A 22,146-nucleotide genomic window follows, 5' to 3' on the forward strand; every position below is an offset into this window, starting at 1 on the left:
TCGCCCTTTCACAGCCCAGGAGGCCCAGCATGAAAACAACCATCGTGTCCGCCCTGCTTGCCGTCACCGGTGTCGCCGCCGCGCAGGCGTTCTCTCCCGACACCGAGAAGAGCCGGATCGAGTCGTCGCAACTGGAGGCGAAGTTCGGGCCAGTGCCCACACTGCCCGCCGGCACCCAGTTCGGCGGCGTGATGAAGGCCCTGTCGAACGAGTACTGGCAGCTGCTGCGCAGCGGGTATCTCAAGGGCGGCGAGAAGTACGGCGTGAAGATCGACGCCCAGGCCCCCAGCAACGAGAGTGACCAGATCGGCCAGCTCAGCATGATGAACACCATGCTCGGCAAGGACTACAAGGCGCTGCTGATCTCGCCGCAGAGCGACGTGAACCTGCTGCCGGGCATCCAGAAGGCCGGCAAGACCAGTCTGGTCCTGAACGTCAACGACGCGGTCGCGCCGTCCGCGCAGCACTTCGTGGGCAACAGCCAGTACGACAACGGCGTGAGCGTCGCCAACTACCTCCTGAAGACCTTCCCGAAGGGCGGTCAGGTGGCCGTGATCGAGGGTCAGGCCGGCGTGTACGCGGCGCGCCAGCGCACCCTGGGCTTCAAGACCACCCTTGCCAAGAACCCGGCCCTGAAGGTCGTGGCGAGCGTGCCGGCCGACTGGGACCGCCAGAAGGCCTTCACGACCGCGCGTGACCTGCTGCGCCGCTACCCGAACCTGACCGCGTTCTACTGCAACAACGACACCATGGCGCTCGGCGTGGTCGAGGCCGTCAAGGCGTCCGGCCGACTGGGCAAGACGCTGGTGTTCGGCACCGACGGCATCAACGCCGCCTACGACAGCATCAAGAAGGGTGAACTCACCGGGACCGTGGACTCCTTCCCGATCCTGACGGGCGAGGTCGCCGTCGAGGTGGCCGTGCGGCTGCTGGGCGGCCAGAAGCTGCCGCGCGTGGTCGCCACCCCGCAGGCGCTGGTCATGAAGGACAACATGGCCCAGTACGAGCAGTTCAAGAAGTAATCCCGGCATGCCAGGGGCGGGCCCGGCAGCAGATGTGCCGGGCCCGCCCTGATCCGCCGGAGTCGTCCCCATCAAAGGAGTGTGCCGTGGCTGAGCTGCTCAGCGCCCACAACATCAACAAATCGTTCAGCGGCGTCCAGGTGCTCCGTGACGTCCATTTCTCGCTGGGTGAGGGCGAGGTGCACGCCCTGCTCGGTGAAAACGGGGCCGGCAAGAGCACCCTGCTCAAGACCCTGTTCGGCATGCACCAGCCGGACTCCGGCACCCTGAGCGTGGGCGGGCAGAGCGTGGTCCTGCACAGCCCGCGCGCCGCGCAGGACCACGGCATCGCGATGATCCACCAGGAACTCGCGCTGATTCCCGAACTGACGGTCGCGCAGAATGTACTGCTCGGCAACGAGGGCCGGGAGCGCCTGAACTACGCGCATATGAACGCCCGCGTCCAGCCGTTTCTCGAGCGGGTGGGCCTGAAGGTCGCGCCGGGCACGCCCGTCAAGCGCCTCACCATCGCGCAGCAGCAGATGGTCGAGATCGCGCGCGCGCTCGCCCGGCAGGCCCGCATCATCATCATGGACGAGCCGACGTCCAGCCTCACCACCCAGGAGACCCGGCAGCTGTACGCCGTGGTGCGGGAACTCACGGCCGGCGGCGTGGGCATCATCTATGTCAGCCACCACTTCGACGAGATCGAGGAACTCGCCGACCGCGTGACGGTGCTGCGCGACGGGCAGTACGTGGGCACCGTCGAGCAGCGCGGCGTGACCCGCGAGCAGCTCGTGACCATGATGGTTGGCCGCGAACTCGCGGCGCAGCACGCCCCGCCGCACAGGACACCGGGCGACATCCGCCTGAAGGTCAGCCGCCTCGGCCGCGCCGGCGCGTTTGACGACGTGAGTTTCAGCGTCCGGGCCGGCGAGGTCGTCACGCTGGCCGGCCTGATCGGCTCGGGGCGCACCGAGGTGCTGCGCGCGGTCTACGGCGCGGACACGGCGGAGTGCGGCGAGGTCGAACTCGACGGCGAGGTCGTGGCCCGGCCGACGCCGGCCGGCATGATGCGGCGCGGCACCGGCTTCATCCCGGAAGACCGCCGCCACCAGGGCATCGTGCCCGACGCGCGGGTGAGCGTGAACATGATGCTGACCAGCTGGGCCAAGGGCCGGGTGGGCGTGCGCGGCACCGAGATGCGCCGCGAGGTCGAGCCGCAGATGGAGCAGCTCGGCATCCGCCCGAACAACCCCCAGCAGGTGATCCGCCGCCTGTCGGGCGGCAACCAGCAGAAGGTGATCCTGGCCCGCTGGCTCGCGGCCGGCTGCGGCCTGCTGCTGATCGACGAACCCACCCGCGGCATCGACGTGGCGAGCAAGGCGGACATCTACGCGCTGATCGACAGCCTCGCCGAGCGCGGCGTCGCGGTGCTGATGGTGTCGTCCGAACTGCCCGAAGTCCTGCGGCTCAGCGACCGCGTCCTGGTGATGCGTGAGGGAACGGTCGCGGGGGAACTCTCACGCCAAGACGCCAGCGAGGAGCGCATCCTGGCGCTGGCCACCGGAGCACATGCCCATGCAGAAGACCCAGTCCACGTCTAACGCCGCCAGCCGCGCGGCGGTCATCGAACGCCTGCGCGAGGCGGGCATCCTGGCCATCCTGCTGCTCGGCGCGGTGGTCTTCAGCGCGACCGTGCCGTCGTTCTTCTCGGTCGACAACGCCATCACCGGTATCGGCCTGAGCGCGGCCATCAACACCATCGTCGCCATCGGCCTGACGTACGTGATCATGACCGGCGGCATCGACCTGAGCGTGGGTTCGACCGCCGCGCTGTCGGCCGTGATCGGCGCAGACCTGATGCAGCGCGGGCTGCCGCCCCTGCTCGCCGTGGTGGTCGCCCTGGCGGTGGGCGCCGTGGCCGGCCTGGTGAACGGCCTGCTGATCACGCGGGTGCAGCTCGCGCCGTTCATCGTCACGCTCGGCACCATGACCTTCTACCGCGGGCTGGCGCTGTCGTACACCAACGGGCAGCCCATCCTGTCGCTGCCCGACGGCTTCAAGAATTCGCTGGGGGGCGACGTGTTCGGGCTCCCGATTCCACTGATCGCCGCGCTGGTGCTGGTGGCCGCGTTCACACTCATCCTGCGCTACACCAAGACCGGGCAGTACATCCTCGCCATCGGCGGGAACGCCGAGGCGGTGCGCCTGAGTGGCATCAACACGGGCCGCTTCGTGACGCTGACCTACGTGATCTCCGGCGTGCTGGCCGCGTTCGCCGCGCTCGTCCTGATCGCGCAGCTCGGCGCCGCCGAACCGATCCTCGGCAACGGCTGGGAACTCAGCGCCATCGCCGCCTCGGTGGTCGGGGGCACCAGCCTGGCCGGCGGCAAGGGCAACGTGGTCGGCGCGCTGCTGGGGGCGCTGCTGCTCAGCATGCTGCAGAACGTCCTGACGCTGCTGGGCGTGCAGGCCTTCTATCAGCTGCTCGCGACGGGCCTGATCATCATCGGCGCCATGGTCATCGACCGCTACACCCGCGGACCGTGATCCGTCCACGGAGCGCCACCCCCGCTCCTGACCTCGCCGCTCCAGCCCACCCGGGCGGGGCGGCGTTCACACGACGTTCAGGGTGACGCCGGCGTCGCGCAGCCACTCGAACCTGCGCGTCCGGCGGTCGCTGACGATCCGCCCGATGCGGTCCAGGCCGCACACCTGCGTCATCGCGCGCCACCCGAACTTGGTGTGGTCCGCGAGCAGCATGGTGGCGTGGCTGGCCTCGACCGCCAGGCGCTTGACCACCGCCTCCTCGATCACGGCGTTCGAGACTCCGCGCTCGTCCACCGCGTGCGCGCCCATCAGGAACAGGTCGGCCCGCAGGTTGCGCAAGTGCTCCTCGGTCCACGGCCCGGTGATGCTGAAGCTGTTGCTGCGGACGCGCCCGCCCAGCAGCAGCACCTCGGTTTCCCCGACTGCCAGGGCCTGCGCGGCGGGCAGGTCCAGCGTGATCGCGGTGAGCGGCCGCCCCGCCAGCCGGCGCGCCACCTCCAGGATGGTGGTGCCCGCGTCGAAGATGACGGTGGCGCCGTCGGGCACCTGGGACGCCGCGTAATCCGCAATCGCCATCTTCTCGGTCGGCATCCGCACGGACTTCGTGGCGAAGGCCGGCTCCCGCGCGATGTGACGCTCCAGCCGCATGGCGCCCCCGTGCGTGCGCGACACCAGGCCGCGCTCGGCCAGGCCCTGCAGGTCACGCCGGATGGTGGCCTCGGACACGCCGACTTTCTCGGCGATCTCCTGGGTGAGCAGGGACTCGTGCGCGTCCATCAGCTCCAGAATGCGCGTTTGCCGCTCAAGTGGAAGCATATGGACAGATCATACGCACATTCGATCACCGGCATGACGCAGGTCATCGTCTCCCGCAGTGAACACCGCCCGCTTATCCCGAGGCGTTCCCACCCAGCGACGCCGCGGGCACCCAGCGGCAGGGCAGGATGCGGGGCGGGGCGGGGACTCCGGCGAGGAGCTGGGCGAGCAGGCGCACGGCCTCCCGGCCCATCTCCAGGCGGGGAATGGTCACGTGCGCCCAGCCGGCCGGCAGCTCGCCCTGGTAGATGGGGTCGCCCAGCACCGCGAAGCCGTAGTCCTGCGGCCAGCGGTGCCCCAGCGCCTGCGCCACGGCGATCCACTCGGCAGTCAGGCGCTCGTTCTCACACAGGACGCCGGTGACGCCGACGCGCAGGGCCCCGGCCACCAGCTCTGGCGTGACGGTCTCGACGCGCTCCACGCGCCCGTGCTCGGGGTCATGGCGCAGGGCACGGCGGTACCCGAGTTCGCGGTCCACGGCGGATTCGTGGCGGGTGAGCGTGCCCAGGTACAGGGTGTGCCGGTGCCCGCGTGCCAGCAGGGCCGCGCAGGCCTGGGCGGTGGCGGCAGCGTAGTCCGCGGTCACGTACGGCAGGTCCTGACCCGGCAGGTCGCGCCGGCCGATGAAGACCGTCGGGTGGCCTCCGCCGACGAGTTGCGCCAGATCCTCGCGCCGCTGCTCGTCCAGCAGACCGAGCATGACCGTGCCGTCCGCGAGCCGCAGGCGGCTGGCCCCGTCGTGGTACACCGCGCGCCGGCCCCCCTGCGGCCCCGGCCGGGTGTGGAGCAGCAGGTCGTAGTCGAGTTCCGCGGCAGCTTCCTCGATCCCTTCCAAGAAGGGGGTGAAGAAGTCCCGCGTGCTTGTCGGGAAGACCGGCTCGTACGTGAACACGCCCAGGATGCGGTTGTGGCCGCCCGCGAGGCGCCGCGCGGCGACGTTGGGCACGTAGCCGATCTCCTGCATGGCCTGCAGGACGCGCTGCCGGGTCGCGTCCGGAATGCGGATACCGTCCACGCCGCCGTTGAGCACCTGCGACACGGCCGCCTGGGACACCCCGGCAAGCCGGGCGACCTCGCGCTGGGTGGGGCCTTTACGGGGCGGGGGGGCCACGCTCCGTATCCTAGAACCCGGGAGAGGGCGTGAGGCGCAGCGCCTCGGGCCAGTGCAGCTCGAAGCCGAGGTCGCGTTCCAGCAGGGCCTGGAAGTCGCCCAGCAGGGCGGGCGTGTGGTAGACCTGCGCCGGCGTCAGATCGGCGTTCAGCGCGTGTGCCGCGAGCGCCCCGGCGGCCTCGCCGATGTTCCACTCGACGGGGTGCAGGCGGTAGCAGCCGTTCGTGATGTGCGTGACCCCGAGGTTCTTCGCGGCGGGCAGGAGGTTCTCCACCCGCACCGGGAGGAGCGCCCCCAGCGGAATCTGGAAGGGCCACGACGCCACATCGACATAATTGCGGCCGCGCGTGGACGGGTGCAGGTCGATGCGGTACTGCCCGATGCCGACCGTGTCGGGGAACAGCTCGGCGCCCTGAAGGCCCGCGCGGGCGTCCACGCCGACCATCTGCTCGAGCACCGTGAACTGCGCCCGGATGCGGCGGGATTCGCGGACGTAGATGGCCTTGGCAAGACCGTCCCGCGTGCCGGTCACGTCGCCGCGCAGGCGCAGGCCCGGGTACCCGTGGCCGGGGCCGTCGTGTCGGGGCGCCTCGGTCTGCATCCAGTACAGCAGACTGAGGCTCAGGTCGCGGGCTCCGGCGAGGTGCTTCGCCTTCTCCTCCTCGCTGACGCCCAGCACCGGGCCGAGCCAGTAGTCGATCTGCGGCCAGTTCACCAGCGTGATGTCGCTGGCGTAGCGGCCCTCGGGGTAGTGCCGCCGGGCGAAGATGCGCCGGAAGTGCCACAGGTCGCCGCCGTGCGGGGTCTCGTCCGGGTTGCCGAACAGGTCGCGGTACACGGCGCGGTGCGTGATCGGCTGGCACAGCGTCCAGCTGAGTTGCCGGTCCGGCCAGAACGGCGCCTGGTACCCGCGCCAGAAGTCGTAACCGGCGGGCTTGTCGATGGTGTGGTCCTCGCCCTCGAGGTGATCCATCGCAAAGCACCAGCTGATCGCCTGCTGGTTGAGGGGATCGGCCTCGGACAGCGCGTGCGGCTCGCCGGTCTGCGCGTGGCCCTCGGCGCCGATCACGCTCTCGATGCCCCCCAGGTCCAGAAGCTCGCCGGTCTCGGTGGCGTCCAGCACGTAGGGCGCCGTGAGGACCGTCCGCTCGCCGCTCGGAACGTGCTCCACCGTGACGGCCGCGACGCGGTCCCCGTCCATCTCGACGGCGACGGGCCGGGTCTCCAGCAACACGACCAGTTGCCGGTCCGCGCGGTACGGAGCGAGCATGGCCTCCAGCACCGCCAGGGCGACGCGCGGCTCGTGGCACAGGCGGCTGACGGTCCCGGCCCCGGGATTGAGCGCCACCTCGGCGCGCGACTCGGGCCGCAGCGGGTAATGCTGGCGGTAGTACGCGCGCACGCCGTTGCGAAAAGCGCGGTAGGACGCGGTGCAGCCGACCTCCTCGATCCAGATGCCCTCGTCCGGCGGCACGGCCTGGGAGGTGAGCTGCCCGCCGATCCAGTCGGTCTCCTCGGTCATGAGGACGCGCCGGCCGAGCCGCAGGGCGGCCAGGGCCGCGGCGACGCCGCCCGTGCCCCCGCCGATGATCAGGATGTCCGTGTGGGTGTCTGGCATGAAATCAACCTTTGGTGCCGCTGGCGGCCAGGCTCTCGATGAACTGCCGCTGCGCGAGGAGGAAGGTGAGGAGCACCGGCAGCGCGACGAGCACGCCGGCCGCCAGCGTGAGGTTCCAGTACACGCCGCCGAGCGGGTCCGTGAAGCGTTGCAGGGCCAGCGGCAGGGTGAGCAGGCCCTCGCGGCTGAGGTAGATCAATGGGTTGAAGTAGTCGTTCCAGGAGTTCAGCACCGCGAAGATCGCCACCGTGGCCAGCGCGGGCCGCGAGAGGGGGAGCATGATGTACCGGAACACGCCCAGCGTGCCCAGCCCATCCACGCGCCCGGCGTCGTCGAGTTCGGGCGGCAGGGTGATGAAGTGCTGGCGCATCAGGAACACGGCCAGCGCGCCGGTCGCGCTGAAGATCTGCGTGACGATCACCGGGACGTGCGAGTTCGTGAGCCCCAGCCGGCTGAACGCCACGAACTGCGGCACGGCCGTGAGTTCGCTGGGCACCATCATCGCGACCAGCGTGAGGATGAACACCACGTCCCGGCCGGGGAAGCGCAGCCGCGCGAAGGCGTACCCGGCCAGCGCGGACAGCAGCATGGTGAGCGGCACGACCAGCGCGGCAATGTACACGCTGTTCACGTACTGCCGCGCGAACGGGTAGTCGTGGAACACCTGCCGGACGTTCGCCAGGCTCAGGTGCGCGAGATTCACGTCGAACGGCGAGGAGAAGATCGCCGCGCTGGTCTTGAACGCCGACACCAGCAGCCACAGCAGCGGCAGCAGGAACGGCAGGCTGACGAGCACGAGCAGAGCGTACAGCGCCCACGACCAGCGGGGCGCGCGCTCAGCCCTCATAGAACACCAGCCGGCGGCGCAGCGACCACTGGGCGACGGTCAGGGCCAGCACGATCACGAACAGCACGGTCGCCACGGCGCTGGCGTAGCCGAACTCGAAGAACTGGAAGCCCTGCTTGAACATGTACACGATCAGGGTGGTCGTCGAGTCCGCCGGGCCGCCCCCGGTGAGGACGTACACCGGCGTGAACAGCTTCAGCGCGCCGATCAGCGTGACGATGAACACCAGGAAGAAGGTCGGCGAGATCAGCGGCAGGATGATGCGGCGGAAGACCTGCCACCCGGTCGCGCCGTCGAGCCGGGCCGCCTCGTGCAGTTCCGGCGGCACGCCCTGCAACGCGCTGAGGAAGATCACGGCGTTCAGGCCAACGGACTTGATCACCTCGATCACCACGACCGTCCACAGCGCCGTGGACGGCGTGAACAGCAGGTTCACCTCGCCCGCGCCCAGCCGCGACAGCCAGGTGTTGAGAAGGCTGTCGGGCTGCAGCAGGAACTTCCACACCAGCGCCCACGCGACCACCGGCATCACCACTGGCGAGAAGACGATGGTGCGGAACACCCCGATGCCGCGCAGTCGGACGTTCAGCAGCGTTGCCAGGGCCAGCGCGGCGCTGATGTTCAGCGCGAGGATGCCCGCCGTGAACGCGGCCGTCACGCCGGCGCTGCGCAGGAAGGCCGGATCGGCGGCCAGGCGCGTGTAGTTGCGCAGGCCCACCCAGCGGGGCGCGTCCAGCAGCGACCACTGCGTCAGCGAGATGCCCATCACGCCGAGCAGCGGCACGATGACCACGAGCAGCATGCCCAGCGCGAACGGCGCGGCGAACAGCACGCCCATCAGCGCCTCCCGCTGGGCGCGCCGCAGGGCCGGGCGCCCCGGGCGCGCCGCGCGCGTCACAGGGCGTCGACCTGACGGCAGATGTCGTTCAGAACGCTGCCCACGTTCGCGCCGGGCTGGTACAGGCTCTCCAGGCCGCTGGAGATGATGTCGTTGGCCCGCAAATAGTTGTCACCGGTCTTGAACACGCGGGCACTGCCGAGCTGGCTGACGAGCGCCGTCTTCACGTCGGCTGCCGGGATGGCCGGGTTGCTGCCCAGGTACGCCGCGCTGTTCAGCACGCTCTTGCGGGGCGGCGGGAAGAACTTCGCGGTGCGGGCCATCACAGCCGGAGACGCCAGGAACTTCAGGAAGGCCTGCCCCTCAGCCGGGTGGGCCGACTTGGCGAACACCACGTACCCCGCCTGCCCGAGCTGGGTGACGCGGCCCGCGCTGCCCTTGGGCATAGGCGCCACACCCCACTTGAAGGGCGCGTCCTTGAGCTGGGCACTGAAGCTGACGTTATCGACGTACATACCCAGCTTGCCGCCCTGGAAGGTCGTCTGGTCGCCGGGCCGCGGCACGGACTGGTCCCTGAAGGTCATGTCGTGCATGAGCTGGAAGGCCTGCACGCTGGCGGGCGTGTTCAGCGCGCACTTCAGGCTGGCGTCGAAGGCGTTGCCGCCGTTCGACCACAGCACCGGCAGGGTACCGCTGTTCCACGCCTTGATGTCCAGGCGCATGATGCGCGCGCCGTACGCGCCGGTCTTGTCCTTGATGGCCTTGGCGGCCGTGCGGAAAGCCGCGTATGTCCACGTGCCCTTGGCGTACTGGGTCATGGGGTCGGCCACGCCGGCCTGCCGGAAGAGGTCTCTGTTGTAGAAGAGCACCGACGGGGAGTTCGAGAAGGGCACGCCGTACAGCGCCTTGCCCTGGGTCCACAGCGACAGGGCGCTGGTCGGGAAGTCCGCGACATTGAAGGCCGCGTCCGTCTTGAAGCTGGCGAGGTCGCGCAGGGAGCGGCTGGCGAGGAAGGTGGGCACACTCGCCTCGGCCAGCCAGCCGACGTCCGGGCCGTCGCCGGAGGCGAGCTGCACCGCGACCTTGCGGGCGTAGTCGGCGAAGGGCGTGACCTCGACGCTGACCTTCACGCCCGGGTTCTGCGCGCTGTACTCCTGGGCGAGCTGTTGCAGCAGCGCGAGGCCGTCTCCCCCGGCCCACGTGGAGAAACGCAGCGTCGTCTGCGCGGAAGCGGCGGACGACAGCAACAGGGCGGACATGCTGAGCACCAGACCGGTACGGTTCATCGAAACCTCCAGAACATTTGATTATGCGTATTATCAGAATGGGCGCAGCCCTTGTCAAGGCTGCCGCGACCGGATGTCGGACGCACCGGTACGGCCTCCCTCCCTCCGGGCAACTCCCGCAGCACGCGCGAGATCCGCTGAGCTGGCAAGCGCTTCAACAGCGCCGATGAGACGGCGCACCCGCTCTTACCCTGTCGGACGGCCATCTCAGCTTCACCGGGCCATCAGGACATCGACGGGGGTCACGTGGCTGAGGATGTGGGCGATGCTGCCGGCGACCGCCGCGCTGAGCGCCGCAGTGTGGCGTCGCCCCAGCACGTTCAGATCCGCGCCGATGTGACGGAACTCCGTCGGTGCGGTGTGTGGTCTGGCTGGGCCGTGTCTCCGTTGCAGTCGGTGTCCGCTGGGCCAGAAACACTGACCCCACAGTCTGAAGACTCAGCTTCCAAGCTCGCAGCCCAGGGCGTCAGGTGGATGACGCGAGCGTGCCTTGCAACGACGTTCACTGCAGTGATCACTGCTCTAGCCCTGGTCCAGGCGCCGCCCGCGCTTCAGGCATCCTCGACTCAACGTGCCGTAACCTCACCAAACATGTCGGATCGGCTGGCGGCCCCACTGAATGCCTCCGCAGCGTCCAAGTCCGTGCTGGAGGGGTCTCCCCTACGGGCAATCAGCCACAGCGGAACGGGATGGGCACCGGGCCACAGCAGCACACTCCACGGACGCGGCCGCCCGTCACCAGCGGCGCAGCTGCCAGGTGCGAGGCCGCCTGCCGGCAGGTGTGCAGTCTCGCGGCGATGGCCGCGCCGCTGCCGGCCACTCCCTGCTGGACGAGGATGTCCCGGATCGCCGCCGAGCACGAAGCGCCGCCGTACAGGGCGGCGTGCGCGCACCGGAAGCCCTTGAGCGGCGACAGCCAGCGCTGGTACAGGTCAATGGACGTCACCGCCGTGGTCGTGAGGGTATTCATGCGTGACGGTAACGCGCCTGTTTCCAGCGCGGGACCGGGTGCGGTGAAGGGCTCCTCATCGCCGCGCGCGTCACGGGCCGGTCATCCGCTCCGCGACGGCGAGGACGTCCCTGGGATGCAGCACGCCCTTGAACCACACCACCCGCTCGCCGAAGTCACTGGGGTTCACACCCGCCCTTTCCAGATTCAGCCGCTCCGACACGCACACAATGACGTCCTGCCGCCCGGATTTCCGCAGCAGTTCGAACTTCTTACGCAGGTACTCTGGCCGCCAGTAGCCCACGATTTCCACCAGCACCGACGCGTCTCCCCGCTTGATGCGGAAGTCCGGCAGAATCACCCCGCCCGGCACCGGCACCAGGTCCACCTCCCGCTCCAATGTCCAGGTCGTCTGCAACTTGGCGAAGCGCTCCGCGAACCCGGACTCCAGCGCCGAGTCATGCTCGCTGGGAGGCGCGTAATGGCTGACGTAGCCGTCCTCGCTGGTCAGCTGGAACGACCACTCGTCGTCCCCGGGGTCCACCCAGGACAGGTCCTTGCGCGGTTTGAGGGCCGCCGACAGGTCCCACTTCGTGACGTGCAGCAGGGCCGGAAGGAATTTGGCCATCGCCAGGCCGTAGCGTGTGGTCGAGCCGAACAGGCTCGTGGGTCCGTCCAGGGTCAGCGTGAACCCGAACTCGGCATCGCCCTCGACGGTCACCATCAGGCCGAAAAACTTCAGGTACTTCAGGAGCTGCTTGTAGCGGGCGGGCTCGTTGCGCCGGGCGGTAATCACCAGACTGTAGGCGCGGTACAGCATGCCCTGTGCCTGCGCCAGGTCGTAGCGGTGGATCAGTTCCAGGGCGGCCGGCGGCTCGAAGGTCACCAGCGTCTGCTGATCGGACAGGTCGGCGTACAGGCTGGACGCCACGTCAGCGGCCGACAGCGGCGATCCGCTCGACAGGGCCCTCGCCGCCTGTTCGAGGAGGTGTGGCGTCTGCCGGCGGCTCGGCACGTGGGCCTGAGCGAGTTCAAAGACCTTCGCGCGGACGTGCACGGGGTCCACGTGGCCGCCCGCCTCGAAGGTGCCCATGCCGGTCAGCAGGTGGGCCAGGGCACGGACCGTCTTGAAGTCCTGGCGGCCGACCTCAAGGGCGCGGATGGCCTCGTCCAGCTCCCAGCGCCGCTTGCCGAGGTGATCCTCGAACACCCCGATCAGGTCGGCGGCGAGGTTCAGGTTGGCCGTGGTCGGCCTGAGGCGTCTGGGCTCGACCAGCCCGGCCTTCACACGGAATTGCAGCAGCTCAGTCGGGAGCATTGATGTCCAGGTAATGGTCGGCAATGTCCTGCGCGCTCATCCCCGCCTGCCACTGCCCCCGCCGCTGCTGGCTGACGCGCTCCTCACTGGTGCCCTCGGTGATCACCTCGTACAGCACCGCCTGCTTGCCCTCGACCCGCCGGAGGATACGGCCCAGCCGCTGGATGTGCTCGCGCTCGGTGGCGGTCCCCGAGAGGACGACCGCCACGCTCGCCTCCGGCACGTCCACGCCCTCGTTCAACACCCGGCTGGTCACGATGACCCGGTATGCCCCGGACCGGAACCTCTCCAGCACGGCATGCCGCTCCTTGACCGGCGTCTGGTGCGTGATGGCCGGAATCAGGAACTCGCGGCTGATGCGGTACACCGTGTCGTTGTCGTCCGTGAAGATCAGGGTGCGCGCGTGCGGATGGTTCGCCAGCAGTTCCTCTAGCACGCGCAATTTGCCCTCGGTGCCGTACGCCAGCGACTTCGCTTCCCGGTGTGCCCGCATGGCGGCCCGGCCCGGCGGACTGCCGCTCGCCCGGACGAACTCGGTCCAGCCCTCCAGCGACCCCAGACGGATGCCCTGCAGCCGCAGAAAGTCGTTCCGTTTGCGGATCAGGTCGTCGTACAGGCGCTGTTCACCCTGGCTGAGCTTCACGCGGATGATCGTCTCGCGGTAGTCCGCGAGCGTGTCGCCAGCCAGGTCGTCGGGGGCCGCGGCGTACACGATGGGGCCGATCAGCGAGTCCAGATCCCGCTCCCGGCCGTCGGACCGCTTGGGGGTTGCAGTGAGGCCCAGGCGGTACGGCGCGAGCCCCATCTCGGCGATCACGCGAGTGAAGTCGGCCGGGAGGTGGTGGCACTCGTCAAAGATCTGAAACGCGTACCTGCCAGCCAGCTCCTCGGCGTGGATGGCGGCGCTGTCGTAGGTGCTGACCAGCAGCGGCGTGTCGTCATGGCTGCCCCCGCCCAGCAGCCCAACACTGGCGTCCGGGAAGGCCGCCACCAGCCCGGCGTACCACTGCTGCAACAGGTCCAGCGTGGGCACGCAGATCAGGGCGCTCCGTGGCGTGTCCCTGAGGGCCAGCTGGGCCACCAGGGTCTTGCCGGCGCCGGTCGGGAGCACCACGACCCCCCGGCGCCCGGCAGCTTTCCAAGCGCGGACGGCAGCGGTCTGGTGTGGATACGGAATCACATCCCGCGCAAAGCCGAGCTCCAGTTTTACAAACGCGCTGGCCTCGTCCCTGACTGCGATTCCAGCATCCCTGAGGAGTTCCATCACGTCCCGGTAGCGGGTGCCTGGAGCGCGGTAATTCTGGCTGCGGGCATCCCAGGTGAACAGCCCGGCGACCGCCTCCGGACGGTCGCGCATCACCAGGGTGCCGCGGTCAAGCCGCAGCGTGGGCGGCCGGCCCGACGTCTGCCCGCTCCGCGCGCCGGAGGGGTCGTCCGGGACGGATCGGCGCAGCTGGCCCGCGTCAGAGCACACCGTGTAACCACTCAAGGCTGAAGGTCGTGCGCTGAATCCGCGGCCATAGGTCGTCGTGCAGCGGCACCGGACCGTCCCAGCGCCACGGCCCGGTATACAGCGGCACCACACTGTCCCGGCGCTCGGTTGACTGGACCAGACTGAGTTCTGCGCCGTAGGTCATCCGGACATACCGCCACAGGTCGTCAACGGCGTCCGCATTGATCTCGTGGTGCTCGGGGACGATCAGGATCAGGTTCGGTGTTACTTCGTCCATAGCATAATCAGTCTACCGCAATACGCCATAAGACGTCTGTGATGGGGTCTGTTGACGCCGCGCCGCATAGCCACGGTCTGACACTCGCCCGCCATCAGAGGGACGTGTGGCCGAGAGCCGCACCCAGCCACCACTCACACCGCAAAGGATCGGCCACACGTCTCCCCTCCCCCGTTCCACTTTGTCTTGGGAAGCATCAAGCGTGTGGTCGCACGAGCGTCCAGCACCTCATTGCCTTCCAGTTGCCATCCTGTGGGGCCACGAGGTATCGGACGTCGCCGGGCCCGAGCTGGTTGGTGCCCCCGGAACCCGTCTCATGGTGCCAGCGCTGAACACTATCCACAAGTGTGTGAGTGAAGCACTGGTAGAGGTCCGCTGCCCTGCTTTGCGAGAGAAACGTTCGGGTGCCCACCTCGACCATGAGCTACGTTCAAAGGGCACCGTGGAAGCGGCTGAGCATGAGATGCAAAGCATTGGAGATCAGGTTGGGAACGACCCACAGCAGCGTGTGACTGTCTCGATGCACCTTCCGCAGCCGCGGCACGTGAGTGCACCCATGGCGTCGATACAACCGGCCAGATAGCCCTGGTCTTACCGGTAAGACCACCCCGCGCGGTATGGTGCTCGCGTGAAAATTGCGACGGTGTTCAATCACGCTGGAGGTGCGGGTAAGACGTCCATCGTGCGTGATGTCGGCTATGAACTGACAGGCTTGGGCATGCGGGTTCTTCTCGTCGATCTCGATCCGCAGGCTTCATTGACCAAGTGGCTCGGGGTCGAAAACGTTGACCTTTCAGATACGGTCTATCCGCTGGCACTGGAAGGCAAATCGCTGCCCCAACCCAGGGAGGCACATGGCCTCCATCTGATCCCAGCGCATATCAGCCTGTCGCTCGCAGAGGCACAGATCAGCGGGCAGATCGGCGCAGTGTTGACCCTGCGTCAGGCCCTGGGACAGTTGCGCGATTCGTACGACGTCGTGCTGATCGACTCGCCGCCGAGCCTGGGCCAGTTGGCCGCCCTCGGAGCGCTCGCAGCCGACCACCTGATCGTTCCGGTGCTGACCCAGCAAAAGGGGCTCGATGCTCTGCCTGGACTCCAGAGCGCCCTGGAGCTGTACCACCGCCTGCGACCGGACCTTGGCGTCGCGCTGTACATCCCGACCATGTACGAGGGACGACGTGCCCATGACCGGGAAGTGCTGCAGGCTTTGCGTGCCAATCTGCCGCAGGTGTCTCGGCCCGTACCGTTGCGCGGCGCGGTGTGGCTCGACTCCAGCAGCGCAGGACAGCCGGTGGGCATGTTTGCACCTGGAAGCCCTGTTCACCGGGACGTACAGGAATTGACCCGCTCGGTCAGTGAGGCCCTGAAATTGGAAGTGACCGCATGAGCCAGAAGCGCAAGGGGCCAAACCTCGGCGGGCTGCTCGGTGCCTCGGCCGCTCTCCTGACAAGCCCGGACCTTCCGACGCGGACGCTGCCAGTGAACACCCTTACCACAGGCAAAGGTCAACCGCGGCGGACGTTTCCGCAGGGCAGTCTGGAGAGCCTGGCGAACAGCATCCGGGAACATGGGGTGCTTCAACCCCTGCTGGTGCGTCCTGACGGCGACGGATACGAGATCGTCGCGGGGGAACGGCGGTGGCGCGCCGCACAGCTCGCCGGAGTGACTGAGGTACCGGTCGTCATCCGCACCTTGAGCGACCAGGAAGCGCGCATCGTGGCTCTGGTCGAAAACCTTCAACGGGAAAACCTCAACGTCATCGACGAGGTGGACGCCAAGCTCGAGCTCGCTGCGGCGACGCTGAATCTCACTCCGGATCAGGCACGGTCACGGCTCATTCGCCTTACCAAACAGGACCCCGGAGAGGAAGCGGCGGCTCTGGCGGCCGCGTTCGCGCCGCTGGGGGAAACCTGGCAATCGTTCGCGAAGAACAAGCTGCGCGTGCTCGGCTGGCCGGACGCGGTTCTAGCTGCGTTGAGGCGTGGGCTCCCGCTGACAGTCGCGTCCGTCATAGCCGGCTCGCCGGCAGCCCATATGGATCGCTTGATCTCACTGGCAGAGGGCGGCGCCAGTCGAACGGACCTCAGGCAGGAGGTCGAGCGGCTGGCGGCGCCGGTCGAGAGCCCAGACCTTGCTGCCACCGCTGGCCGCCGCCTCTCGAGCCGCCGTTTCCTTGCGTCATTGGACGAGCACCAGCGCAAAGAAATGGACCGCTGGCTTGCTCGGATGCCAAACTTCATCAGGGATCGGACGGGGTGATGTTTCAAGCAGCGCACCTGACGAATTCTTTCGTGCACAAGCTGCTGTAGAACACGAATAGGTCGGTCAGCGTTGCTGTGCATTCAGAGCTGTCACGATGCGCTCCGATATGGCTCCGGCAGACCGCGCGGTCGGGCTCGACCGCGATTGCTAATGGCCATGCAGTATGGGTGAGCTTCAGCTGCCGTCGAGCATTTAGGACCGTTGCTTCTGCAACCGGAGAGCGGGTCGCCCTGCGGCATTCAGGGGCTTTATAGACCTAAAATCAGCCTGAGCCACCCCTTCATGACCACAGATGTGCCCCTACCCAACGGGGCCCTGATGACATTCACGATCCGTCGCGTTGTGTGGAGCGTTACCACGCAAGACCTGTACGGCTGTCGTACAGCGGCCCAACTGAGCAGGCCCTGACCTCACTACGCTGCTTTTAAACATAGGCCAAACACGACCTATGCCTCGAGGAGCGCTTCCAGTTGACGCAGGAGCTTTTCTACCTGGCTCCGTTTGCGATGGTCGAGGCGAGCACGAGACTGCGCGTCCAGCAGATGGCGTCCTACGGTGGTCCAAGGATCGTCTGGTGTCGGGTGGGCAGGCACGCGGGGTCCCGAAACCAGCGCACGGAGTTCCTGAACAGTGATGCCGCTCTGCGTACGCTCCAGCAGGGTCAGGCGCTCGCCTGCGTCCTTGACGCGGCCGATGATCAGAGCCTTACGATAGTCGAGGCCCTCGCGCACGGCGGCCTGGACATCGGGGGGCAGATTGAGAACGGCAGCACGATTTCGGATGAAACTGCGCCACGTCTCACGGCCGAGCGAACCGAAGGCCGCGTCGAGGGCTGCGACGAGATCAGGCGCTGCCTCGGGATGACGGTCAAGGGCAAACATCCGCGCGACGGCCTCCGACTCCGGGACATCAAGGGTGGCGGCTGCCACCTGCAGACGTGCCCGAACCTCCTCAATCACGTTCAGGTTCTCCCTCTGCAGGTTCTCGACTGCGGCCGCCATCCGCGCCTCGGCGTCGTTCAGGGTGCGGATGAGGACCGGCACCTCATCCAGACCGGCCAGTTGGGCGGCCCGCCAACGTCGCTCGCCCGCCACGATCTCGTAGTGTCCGCCCGCTTCGGGGCGAACAAGGAGCGGCTGGAGGATGCCCTGCTGACGAATGGAGCGCGCGAGGTCGGAGAGCGTGGCCTCATCGAAGTGAACGCGCGGCTGGAACACGCCAGGTCGCAGGCTGCCCACGGGCACGGTCGTGGTGGCCGGCTGCGACAGGTCATCGACCGAGGCGACGAGGCCAGTCAGTCGGGCGCCGATCACGGGTCGACCCCGGCGCGTCACGCGGGCGCTCCGGGAATGATCACACCCAGGCCAGCGGCGTCGCTGATCTCCTGAGTGACGCGCAGGACGTCGCGGTGGACGGGTGAACCGTTGGCGTACATTCCGACCGGCTGCCCGGCACTGGCGCTGTCATTCCACACCGCCCCGCGGTCAGCGATCGGACTTGCTAGAGGATGCAGAAGCTGCTTGAGAACCTCGTATGCCTCGCGGTCGTGCGAACGTCGGGCGTCGTAGAGCGTCGGTACATACAGCGCGACGGTCAGGTCTGGGCGGAGCTTGCGATACGTCGCCATCGCTTCGCCCAGGCCGGCCAGAGCATTCATGCCTTTCTGGCGCGTGGGCACCGGCACGATCAGGTGATCGGCAGCCAGAGCGCCCAGAATCGACAGCTGGCCCAGGCTGGGTGGGCTATCGATCAGCACACTGTCGTACTGGTCAGCCACCTGGGCCAGGGCCTGTCGAAGGTGAAGGTGCGCGCCAACCACACCCATCATCCGTCCTTCGGCCAGGGCCAGGGAGACGTCGCTCGGAATCAGGGACAGGCCGTGAACCTGCACTGGATCGGGCAGAGGAGAGCCCTGTGTCGCCGTGTTGAAGACCGTCTGATCCTGCCTGATATCGGTAACACCCAACCAGTCGGTAAGGTTCGCCTGCGGATCAAGATCGACCAGCAGGACGCGCTGACCTGCCTGGGCCAGCGTGTAGCCCACGTCGCGGGTAAGACTCGATTTCATGACCCCGCCCGCATGGTTGAAAAGCGTCATCGTCCGCATTACATACAGCCTACCTCGGCATCTGAACGTCTGGACGAAGGTAGCGCGGCTTGCTCGTCACATGACGAGCAGACTGAGTTGCACGGAATCAGTGACGAGTGGCGAACGCGTCCTATATGGCAAAAAATGCCGGTGGCGTGGCGCGAACCTATCGGACAACTTGCGCCATTCATTGTGGAGACCTTCTGAGACTATCGGACAACTTGCGCCGTTTTGTTCCCAGGACCCAAGCGGGCGGCCACTGCGAGCGGCCTCTCTGAAGCGCGTTTTGATCGTGTGGACCCACTATCGGACAACTTGCGCCGTTTTCCGCAGCCCGCTATCGGACAACTTGCGCCGTTTGACCGGCGGACCCCCTTGAAAACGCCAGAAATCGTCGATGCATCCAGACGCATTTGAACTATCGGACAACTTGCGCCGTTTGGTGGCAGCGTATCGGACAACTTGCGCCATGCGCGCCCTGCACTATCGGACAACTCGCGCCGTTCCAGCCACGCCGCTATCGGACGACTTGCGCCGTTGCTATCGGACAACTTGCGCTGTTGCTGCTCTGAGGTCGGACAACTTGCGCCGAAACGGGGGCCAAACTATCGGACAACTTGCGCCAAACTATCGGACAACTTGCGCCGTTTGGGACCCTGGAGCGCGTCCAGCACGCGAGGAGCGGCGCCGCTTGTTGTTGACAACATATATTCTTTTAAAAGATAAAAAGATCTACTAAAAGAAAAACAACAACAGGGGGATCCGTGACGGACCGGGGAATCAAGCGCTTCGACGAACTGAACATCGCCAGACTCAGCCTGATTAGCGTCCAGGAACGCATTCCGGCTGATTACCGGGACTGGGTCGTCGAACTCGAGGACGGAGATCGCCGCTACCGGGTCACGTGTCAGGCGCTGCCCGAGTACGGCGTGCCGCACGGAATCGACACGGACATCAGCGCGGCGCTGGTCAACCTATACATCGACCAGGGGTCACCCACGGACGGCACGGTCACCTGTACGCCGTACCAGCTGCTGATGATGGCCGGTCTCGATACCAGCGGCCGGTATTACGCGACCCTCGATGAGAGCCTCAAACGCCTGACCACCACGACCTACTTCATCGCTGAGGGTTGGCGGGACCATCCGCGTGGCCGGTGGACGAACGTCAACTTCCGGTACATCGACCGGATCGAATTCACGTCCGGGCAGGCCGAGAAGCTCGACGCCTCCAGCGTCCTGCGGATCACGCTGCCACAGGAGATCGCGCGCAGTGTCCGGGCGGGCTACATCAAGTCACTCGACCTGTCGTTCATGCAGACGCTCAAACGCCCACCCACACGGGCGCTGTACCGGCTGCTCGATGCCCAGCGGCGCGATCCGGAGAATCCGGACGCGGTGGCCATGGCCTATCAGGTGGGCCTGATGGAATGGGCAGAGGCGTGCAAGATCGTCACGGACCGGCCGAGCATGGCGCAGCGGACGCTCGACTCGGCGCACGAAGAACTGATTGAGAAGGGTTTTCTCAAGAGCGTCGAGTATCTCGGGCGTGGCAAGAAGAAGCTCCTCCAGTACACCTTCGGTGAGGCGTTCATTCCCCCTGACCCGGCCCTGCTACAGGAACTTGCAGAACTGGGCATCACACAGACCCGCGCGCTGCAACTCGTGCGCGAGCACGGCGAGAGTGGTGTGGAAGATGCCGTGGCACGCTGTCGCGCCATCCTGGCGAATGGCTACAAGCCGCGCAGCAAGCCGGCCTTTTACGTGGACGTCCTGAAGAACCCCACGAAGTACCAGATGCCCGAGGGGGCCGTGGAGCCTCAGAAACGGCCCTCTAAAGCCCAGGAGGGCCGGAGGCGGGGAGTTGGGCAGCCTACCCTCTTCGATGAGGCTTCTGGAGCCTCTCAGGAGGAAGTGCAGGACGAGGACGCGCTGCTCCGGGCCCAGCCCCGTGAAAAGCAGGTCGAGGAAGTCATGCGCACGCTCACCTTCCTGCTGCGCAACGATCTCAAGCTCATCGAACTGGACACCCTGCGCGTCGCCCTGGACGAAGGTTTGGAGGACCCCCTCGAGATCAAGGCCTGGGCCATCAAGGGTATCGCCACTGGGCAGAAGATGAGCATCGTCCGGGACCTGCGCACCCGACTGAGCTTGAAACCGCTGCTCGAGGTGTCGTCCTGAACAGGGCAGGGGAGACGAGAGGATCGCCGGTGATTTCTCACCGGCGAAGTTTCTTGTGGCCCTTACTCGCCTCCGGTGGCCTCCTGGCTCCTCGGAACGTCTGGTCCTGTCAGCCGTTTCGCCAGCCAGCGGTCGAAGCGCGCCAGGTTCTCCTCTTGTCGCGCGTACGCCTCGTTGATGGCGCGCAGGCGTGCATGCAGCGCCTCGAGCCGCTGGTCGCTGATCGGGACGTCCGAGCGTGTCCAGTCGCGGCGGTACTGGCCCGAGACGTCGTGCGTGGCCCGGCGCAGCGTGACCATGTCGCGCGCCTCCTCCAGCGTCATGCCGAGGGCGCGCAGGTCGATCAGGTCGCGCAGCAGGCGCAGCGAGTACGGACCGTAGAGTGCCCGCCCCGACGCCGTCACCTGATCCGGGGTGAGCAGGTTCAGTTCGGCGTAGTGCATCACGGTCCGCCGGGTTACGCCGGCCTCGCGCGCGAGTTCGGCGGTGGTGTAGAAGGCGATCTCGGGCGTCACGGGACGAGCACGACCTTGCCGGTCACGCGGCGCTCCAGCAGGGCCCGCAGCGCTTCCGGCCCGCGTTCCAGCGGGTAGCGCGCACTGATCAGCGGCCGGAGAGTGCCGCCCTGCACCCACGCGGCGAGTTGCGCGAGGTGGCGGGCGTTGGCGGCGGGCTCCCGGCGCGCGAATTCGCCCCAGAACACCCCGACCACGCTCGCGCCCTTCAACAGCGGCAGGTTCAGCGGCAGGCGCGGAATCTCGCCGCCGGCGAAGCCGACCACGAGGTACCGACCGTCCCACGCGATCGAGCGGAACGCCGGTTCGGCCAGCGCGTCTCCCACTGGATCGAGGATCACGTCGGGGCCGCTGCCGGCTGTCAGTACCTTGAGCCGCGCGCGGAGGTCTTCGGCGGCGTAGTCGATGATCTCGTCGGCCCCGTGCTCGCGGGCCACGGTGCCCTTTTCGGCGCTGCTCACGCCGGCGATCACGCGTGCCCCCAGCGCCTTGCCGATCATCACGGCCGCCAGACCCACGCCGCCCGCCGCACCCAGCACCAGCAGTGTCTCGCCACTCACCAGCCGGCCCCGGTCGACCAGCGCGTGCATGGCCGTGCCGTATGCAAGCGGCAGTGTCGCTGCGACCGCCGCGTCCAGGCCGTCCGGGAGGGGCATCACCGCGCGGGCCTGAGCGATCACGTGTGTGGCGAAGGCGCCCGTGCCGGTGAAGGCGGCGACCCGCTGCCCCACCCGGAGACCGTCCACGTCTGGGCCCACGGCGGCGACCGTGCCGGCGGCCTCCGCGCCGGGCACAAAGGGCAGGGGAGGCCGCACCTGGTACTGGCCCATGACCATCAGCGCGTCCGGGTAGTTCACGCCGGCCGCCTCGACCGCGATCAGCACCTCGCCCGGGCCGGGTACGGGCTGCGGCCCCTCCAGCACGCGCAGCGCCTCGGGCACGTCGTAGGACTCGCAGGTCAGGGCGCGCACGGAGCGCCTCGCGTCGTCAGGGCAGGGGGGAGCATGGATCATGTTAACGCGGGCGTGCA

General features: G+C 67.6%; 20 protein-coding genes. 6 read left to right on the forward strand and 14 right to left on the reverse strand.

All coding sequences use genetic code 11. The features are described 5' to 3' along the window. The first annotated feature begins 29 nt into the window (after positions 1-29). The 3 genes from HNQ07_RS06140 to HNQ07_RS06150 all read left to right on the forward strand — a co-directional run bounded on the left by HNQ07_RS06140 (position 30) and on the right by HNQ07_RS06150 (position 3,554). Entirely contained in the window at positions 30-1,022 is a 993-nt protein-coding gene (locus HNQ07_RS06140; protein WP_184110056.1) for a sugar ABC transporter substrate-binding protein, read from the forward strand. Between the two features lie 86 nt (positions 1,023-1,108). Next, complete coding sequence (locus HNQ07_RS06145) at positions 1,109-2,608, forward strand: sugar ABC transporter ATP-binding protein (protein WP_229831851.1); 1,500 nt, start codon at positions 1,109-1,111, stop codon at positions 2,606-2,608. Then, positions 2,583-3,554 carry an ABC transporter permease gene (locus tag HNQ07_RS06150; protein WP_184110057.1) on the forward strand — a complete coding sequence of 324 codons (972 nt, stop codon included), beginning with the start codon at positions 2,583-2,585 and terminating at the stop codon, positions 3,552-3,554. The genes HNQ07_RS06145 and HNQ07_RS06150 overlap by 26 nt, the downstream gene beginning before the upstream one ends. 66 nt (positions 3,555-3,620) lie before the next feature. On the opposite strand, the gene HNQ07_RS06155 is transcribed toward HNQ07_RS06150, so the two are convergent. The 10 genes from HNQ07_RS06155 to HNQ07_RS06200 all read right to left on the reverse strand — a co-directional run bounded on the left by HNQ07_RS06155 (position 3,621) and on the right by HNQ07_RS06200 (position 14,067). Continuing rightward, positions 3,621-4,370: a DeoR/GlpR family DNA-binding transcription regulator gene (locus tag HNQ07_RS06155; RefSeq protein ID WP_184110058.1), complete on the reverse strand. Its 750-nt coding sequence runs from the start codon at positions 4,368-4,370 to the stop codon at positions 3,621-3,623. 73 nt (positions 4,371-4,443) lie between these two features. Continuing rightward, on the reverse strand, positions 4,444-5,481 hold the full coding sequence (locus HNQ07_RS06160; protein WP_184110059.1) for a LacI family DNA-binding transcriptional regulator: 1,038 nt from the start codon (positions 5,479-5,481) through the stop codon (positions 4,444-4,446). 10 nt (positions 5,482-5,491) lie between these two features. Then, complete coding sequence (locus HNQ07_RS06165) at positions 5,492-7,099, reverse strand: FAD-dependent oxidoreductase (protein WP_184110060.1); 1,608 nt, start codon at positions 7,097-7,099, stop codon at positions 5,492-5,494. A 4-nt stretch (positions 7,100-7,103) separates the two neighbouring features. Next, complete coding sequence (locus tag HNQ07_RS06170; protein ID WP_184110061.1) at positions 7,104-7,946, reverse strand: carbohydrate ABC transporter permease; 843 nt, start codon at positions 7,944-7,946, stop codon at positions 7,104-7,106. Beyond that, complete coding sequence (locus HNQ07_RS06175; protein ID WP_229831850.1) at positions 7,936-8,844, reverse strand: carbohydrate ABC transporter permease; 909 nt, start codon at positions 8,842-8,844, stop codon at positions 7,936-7,938. The genes HNQ07_RS06170 and HNQ07_RS06175 overlap by 11 nt, the downstream gene beginning before the upstream one ends. Continuing rightward, positions 8,841-10,070 (reverse strand): ABC transporter substrate-binding protein, encoded by a 1,230-nt coding sequence (locus tag HNQ07_RS06180; RefSeq protein WP_184110062.1) that lies wholly within the window; start codon positions 10,068-10,070, stop codon positions 8,841-8,843. The genes HNQ07_RS06175 and HNQ07_RS06180 overlap by 4 nt, the downstream gene beginning before the upstream one ends. A 670-nt stretch (positions 10,071-10,740) precedes the next feature. Further along, the gene (gene yidD / locus HNQ07_RS06185) at positions 10,741-11,040 is read right to left on the reverse strand and encodes a membrane protein insertion efficiency factor YidD (RefSeq protein ID WP_184110063.1); all 300 of its coding nucleotides are present in this window, start codon (positions 11,038-11,040) and stop codon (positions 10,741-10,743) included. Between the two features lie 70 nt (positions 11,041-11,110). Then, on the reverse strand, positions 11,111-12,337 hold the full coding sequence (locus tag HNQ07_RS06190) for a DUF790 family protein (protein WP_184110064.1): 1,227 nt from the start codon (positions 12,335-12,337) through the stop codon (positions 11,111-11,113). Beyond that, positions 12,324-13,721, reverse strand: a complete 1,398-nt coding sequence (locus HNQ07_RS06195; protein ID WP_260322801.1) for a DEAD/DEAH box helicase family protein — start codon at positions 13,719-13,721, stop codon at positions 12,324-12,326. The genes HNQ07_RS06190 and HNQ07_RS06195 overlap by 14 nt, the downstream gene beginning before the upstream one ends. A gap of 79 nt (positions 13,722-13,800) precedes the next feature. Beyond that, positions 13,801-14,067, reverse strand: coding sequence for a hypothetical protein (locus HNQ07_RS06200; protein ID WP_184110065.1), 267 nt, complete (start codon positions 14,065-14,067; stop codon positions 13,801-13,803). Positions 14,068-14,695: 628 nt separating this feature from the next. Between HNQ07_RS06200 and HNQ07_RS06205 the strand changes: the two genes are divergently transcribed. Both HNQ07_RS06205 and HNQ07_RS06210 read left to right on the forward strand, forming a co-directional pair. Continuing rightward, positions 14,696-15,457 carry a ParA family protein gene (locus HNQ07_RS06205; RefSeq protein ID WP_184110066.1) on the forward strand — a complete coding sequence of 254 codons (762 nt, stop codon included), beginning with the start codon at positions 14,696-14,698 and terminating at the stop codon, positions 15,455-15,457. Next, positions 15,454-16,329 carry a ParB/RepB/Spo0J family partition protein gene (locus tag HNQ07_RS06210; RefSeq protein WP_184110067.1) on the forward strand — a complete coding sequence of 292 codons (876 nt, stop codon included), beginning with the start codon at positions 15,454-15,456 and terminating at the stop codon, positions 16,327-16,329. Before HNQ07_RS06205 ends, HNQ07_RS06210 begins: the two co-directional genes overlap by 4 nt. 449 nt (positions 16,330-16,778) lie before the next feature. Here HNQ07_RS06210 and HNQ07_RS06215 read toward each other — a convergent pair whose 3' ends face one another. Next, positions 16,779-17,645, reverse strand: a complete 867-nt coding sequence (locus HNQ07_RS06215; protein ID WP_229831849.1) for a ParB/RepB/Spo0J family partition protein — start codon at positions 17,643-17,645, stop codon at positions 16,779-16,781. 17 nt (positions 17,646-17,662) lie between these two features. Further along, on the reverse strand, positions 17,663-18,439 hold the full coding sequence (locus tag HNQ07_RS06220) for a ParA family protein (protein WP_184110069.1): 777 nt from the start codon (positions 18,437-18,439) through the stop codon (positions 17,663-17,665). Positions 18,440-19,185: 746 nt separating this feature from the next. Between HNQ07_RS06220 and HNQ07_RS06225 the strand changes: the two genes are divergently transcribed. Then, positions 19,186-20,601: a replication initiator protein A gene (locus tag HNQ07_RS06225; RefSeq protein WP_184110070.1), complete on the forward strand. Its 1,416-nt coding sequence runs from the start codon at positions 19,186-19,188 to the stop codon at positions 20,599-20,601. Between the two features lie 62 nt (positions 20,602-20,663). Here HNQ07_RS06225 and HNQ07_RS06230 read toward each other — a convergent pair whose 3' ends face one another. Then, the gene (locus HNQ07_RS06230; RefSeq protein ID WP_184110071.1) at positions 20,664-21,116 is read right to left on the reverse strand and encodes a MerR family transcriptional regulator; all 453 of its coding nucleotides are present in this window, start codon (positions 21,114-21,116) and stop codon (positions 20,664-20,666) included. Beyond that, entirely contained in the window at positions 21,113-22,087 is a 975-nt protein-coding gene (locus tag HNQ07_RS06235) for an NADPH:quinone oxidoreductase family protein (protein ID WP_184110072.1), read from the reverse strand. Before HNQ07_RS06235 ends, HNQ07_RS06230 begins: the two co-directional genes overlap by 4 nt. Between the last annotated feature and the right edge of the window lie 59 nt (positions 22,088-22,146).

Origin of the sequence: Deinococcus metalli (assembly GCF_014201805.1) — a bacterium.
Taxonomy (GTDB): Bacteria; Deinococcota; Deinococci; order Deinococcales; family Deinococcaceae; genus Deinococcus; species Deinococcus metalli.

Coding starts and splice junctions, on each gene's coding strand:
- HNQ07_RS06190 (WP_184110064.1), bottom strand. CDS start 12,337: ATGCTCCCGACTGAGCTGCTGCAATTCCGTGTGAAGGCCGGGCTGGTC.
- HNQ07_RS06220 (WP_184110069.1), bottom strand. CDS start 18,439: ATGCGGACGATGACGCTTTTCAACCATGCGGGCGGGGTCATGAAATCG.
- HNQ07_RS06210 (WP_184110067.1), top strand. CDS start 15,454: ATGAGCCAGAAGCGCAAGGGGCCAAACCTCGGCGGGCTGCTCGGTGCC.
- HNQ07_RS06150 (WP_184110057.1), top strand. CDS start 2,583: ATGCAGAAGACCCAGTCCACGTCTAACGCCGCCAGCCGCGCGGCGGTC.
- HNQ07_RS06155 (WP_184110058.1), bottom strand. CDS start 4,370: ATGCTTCCACTTGAGCGGCAAACGCGCATTCTGGAGCTGATGGACGCG.
- HNQ07_RS06180 (WP_184110062.1), bottom strand. CDS start 10,070: ATGAACCGTACCGGTCTGGTGCTCAGCATGTCCGCCCTGTTGCTGTCG.
- HNQ07_RS06200 (WP_184110065.1), bottom strand. CDS start 14,067: ATGGACGAAGTAACACCGAACCTGATCCTGATCGTCCCCGAGCACCAC.
- yidD (WP_184110063.1), bottom strand. CDS start 11,040: ATGAATACCCTCACGACCACGGCGGTGACGTCCATTGACCTGTACCAG.
- HNQ07_RS06170 (WP_184110061.1), bottom strand. CDS start 7,946: ATGAGGGCTGAGCGCGCGCCCCGCTGGTCGTGGGCGCTGTACGCTCTG.
- HNQ07_RS06165 (WP_184110060.1), bottom strand. CDS start 7,099: ATGCCAGACACCCACACGGACATCCTGATCATCGGCGGGGGCACGGGC.
- HNQ07_RS06140 (WP_184110056.1), top strand. CDS start 30: ATGAAAACAACCATCGTGTCCGCCCTGCTTGCCGTCACCGGTGTCGCC.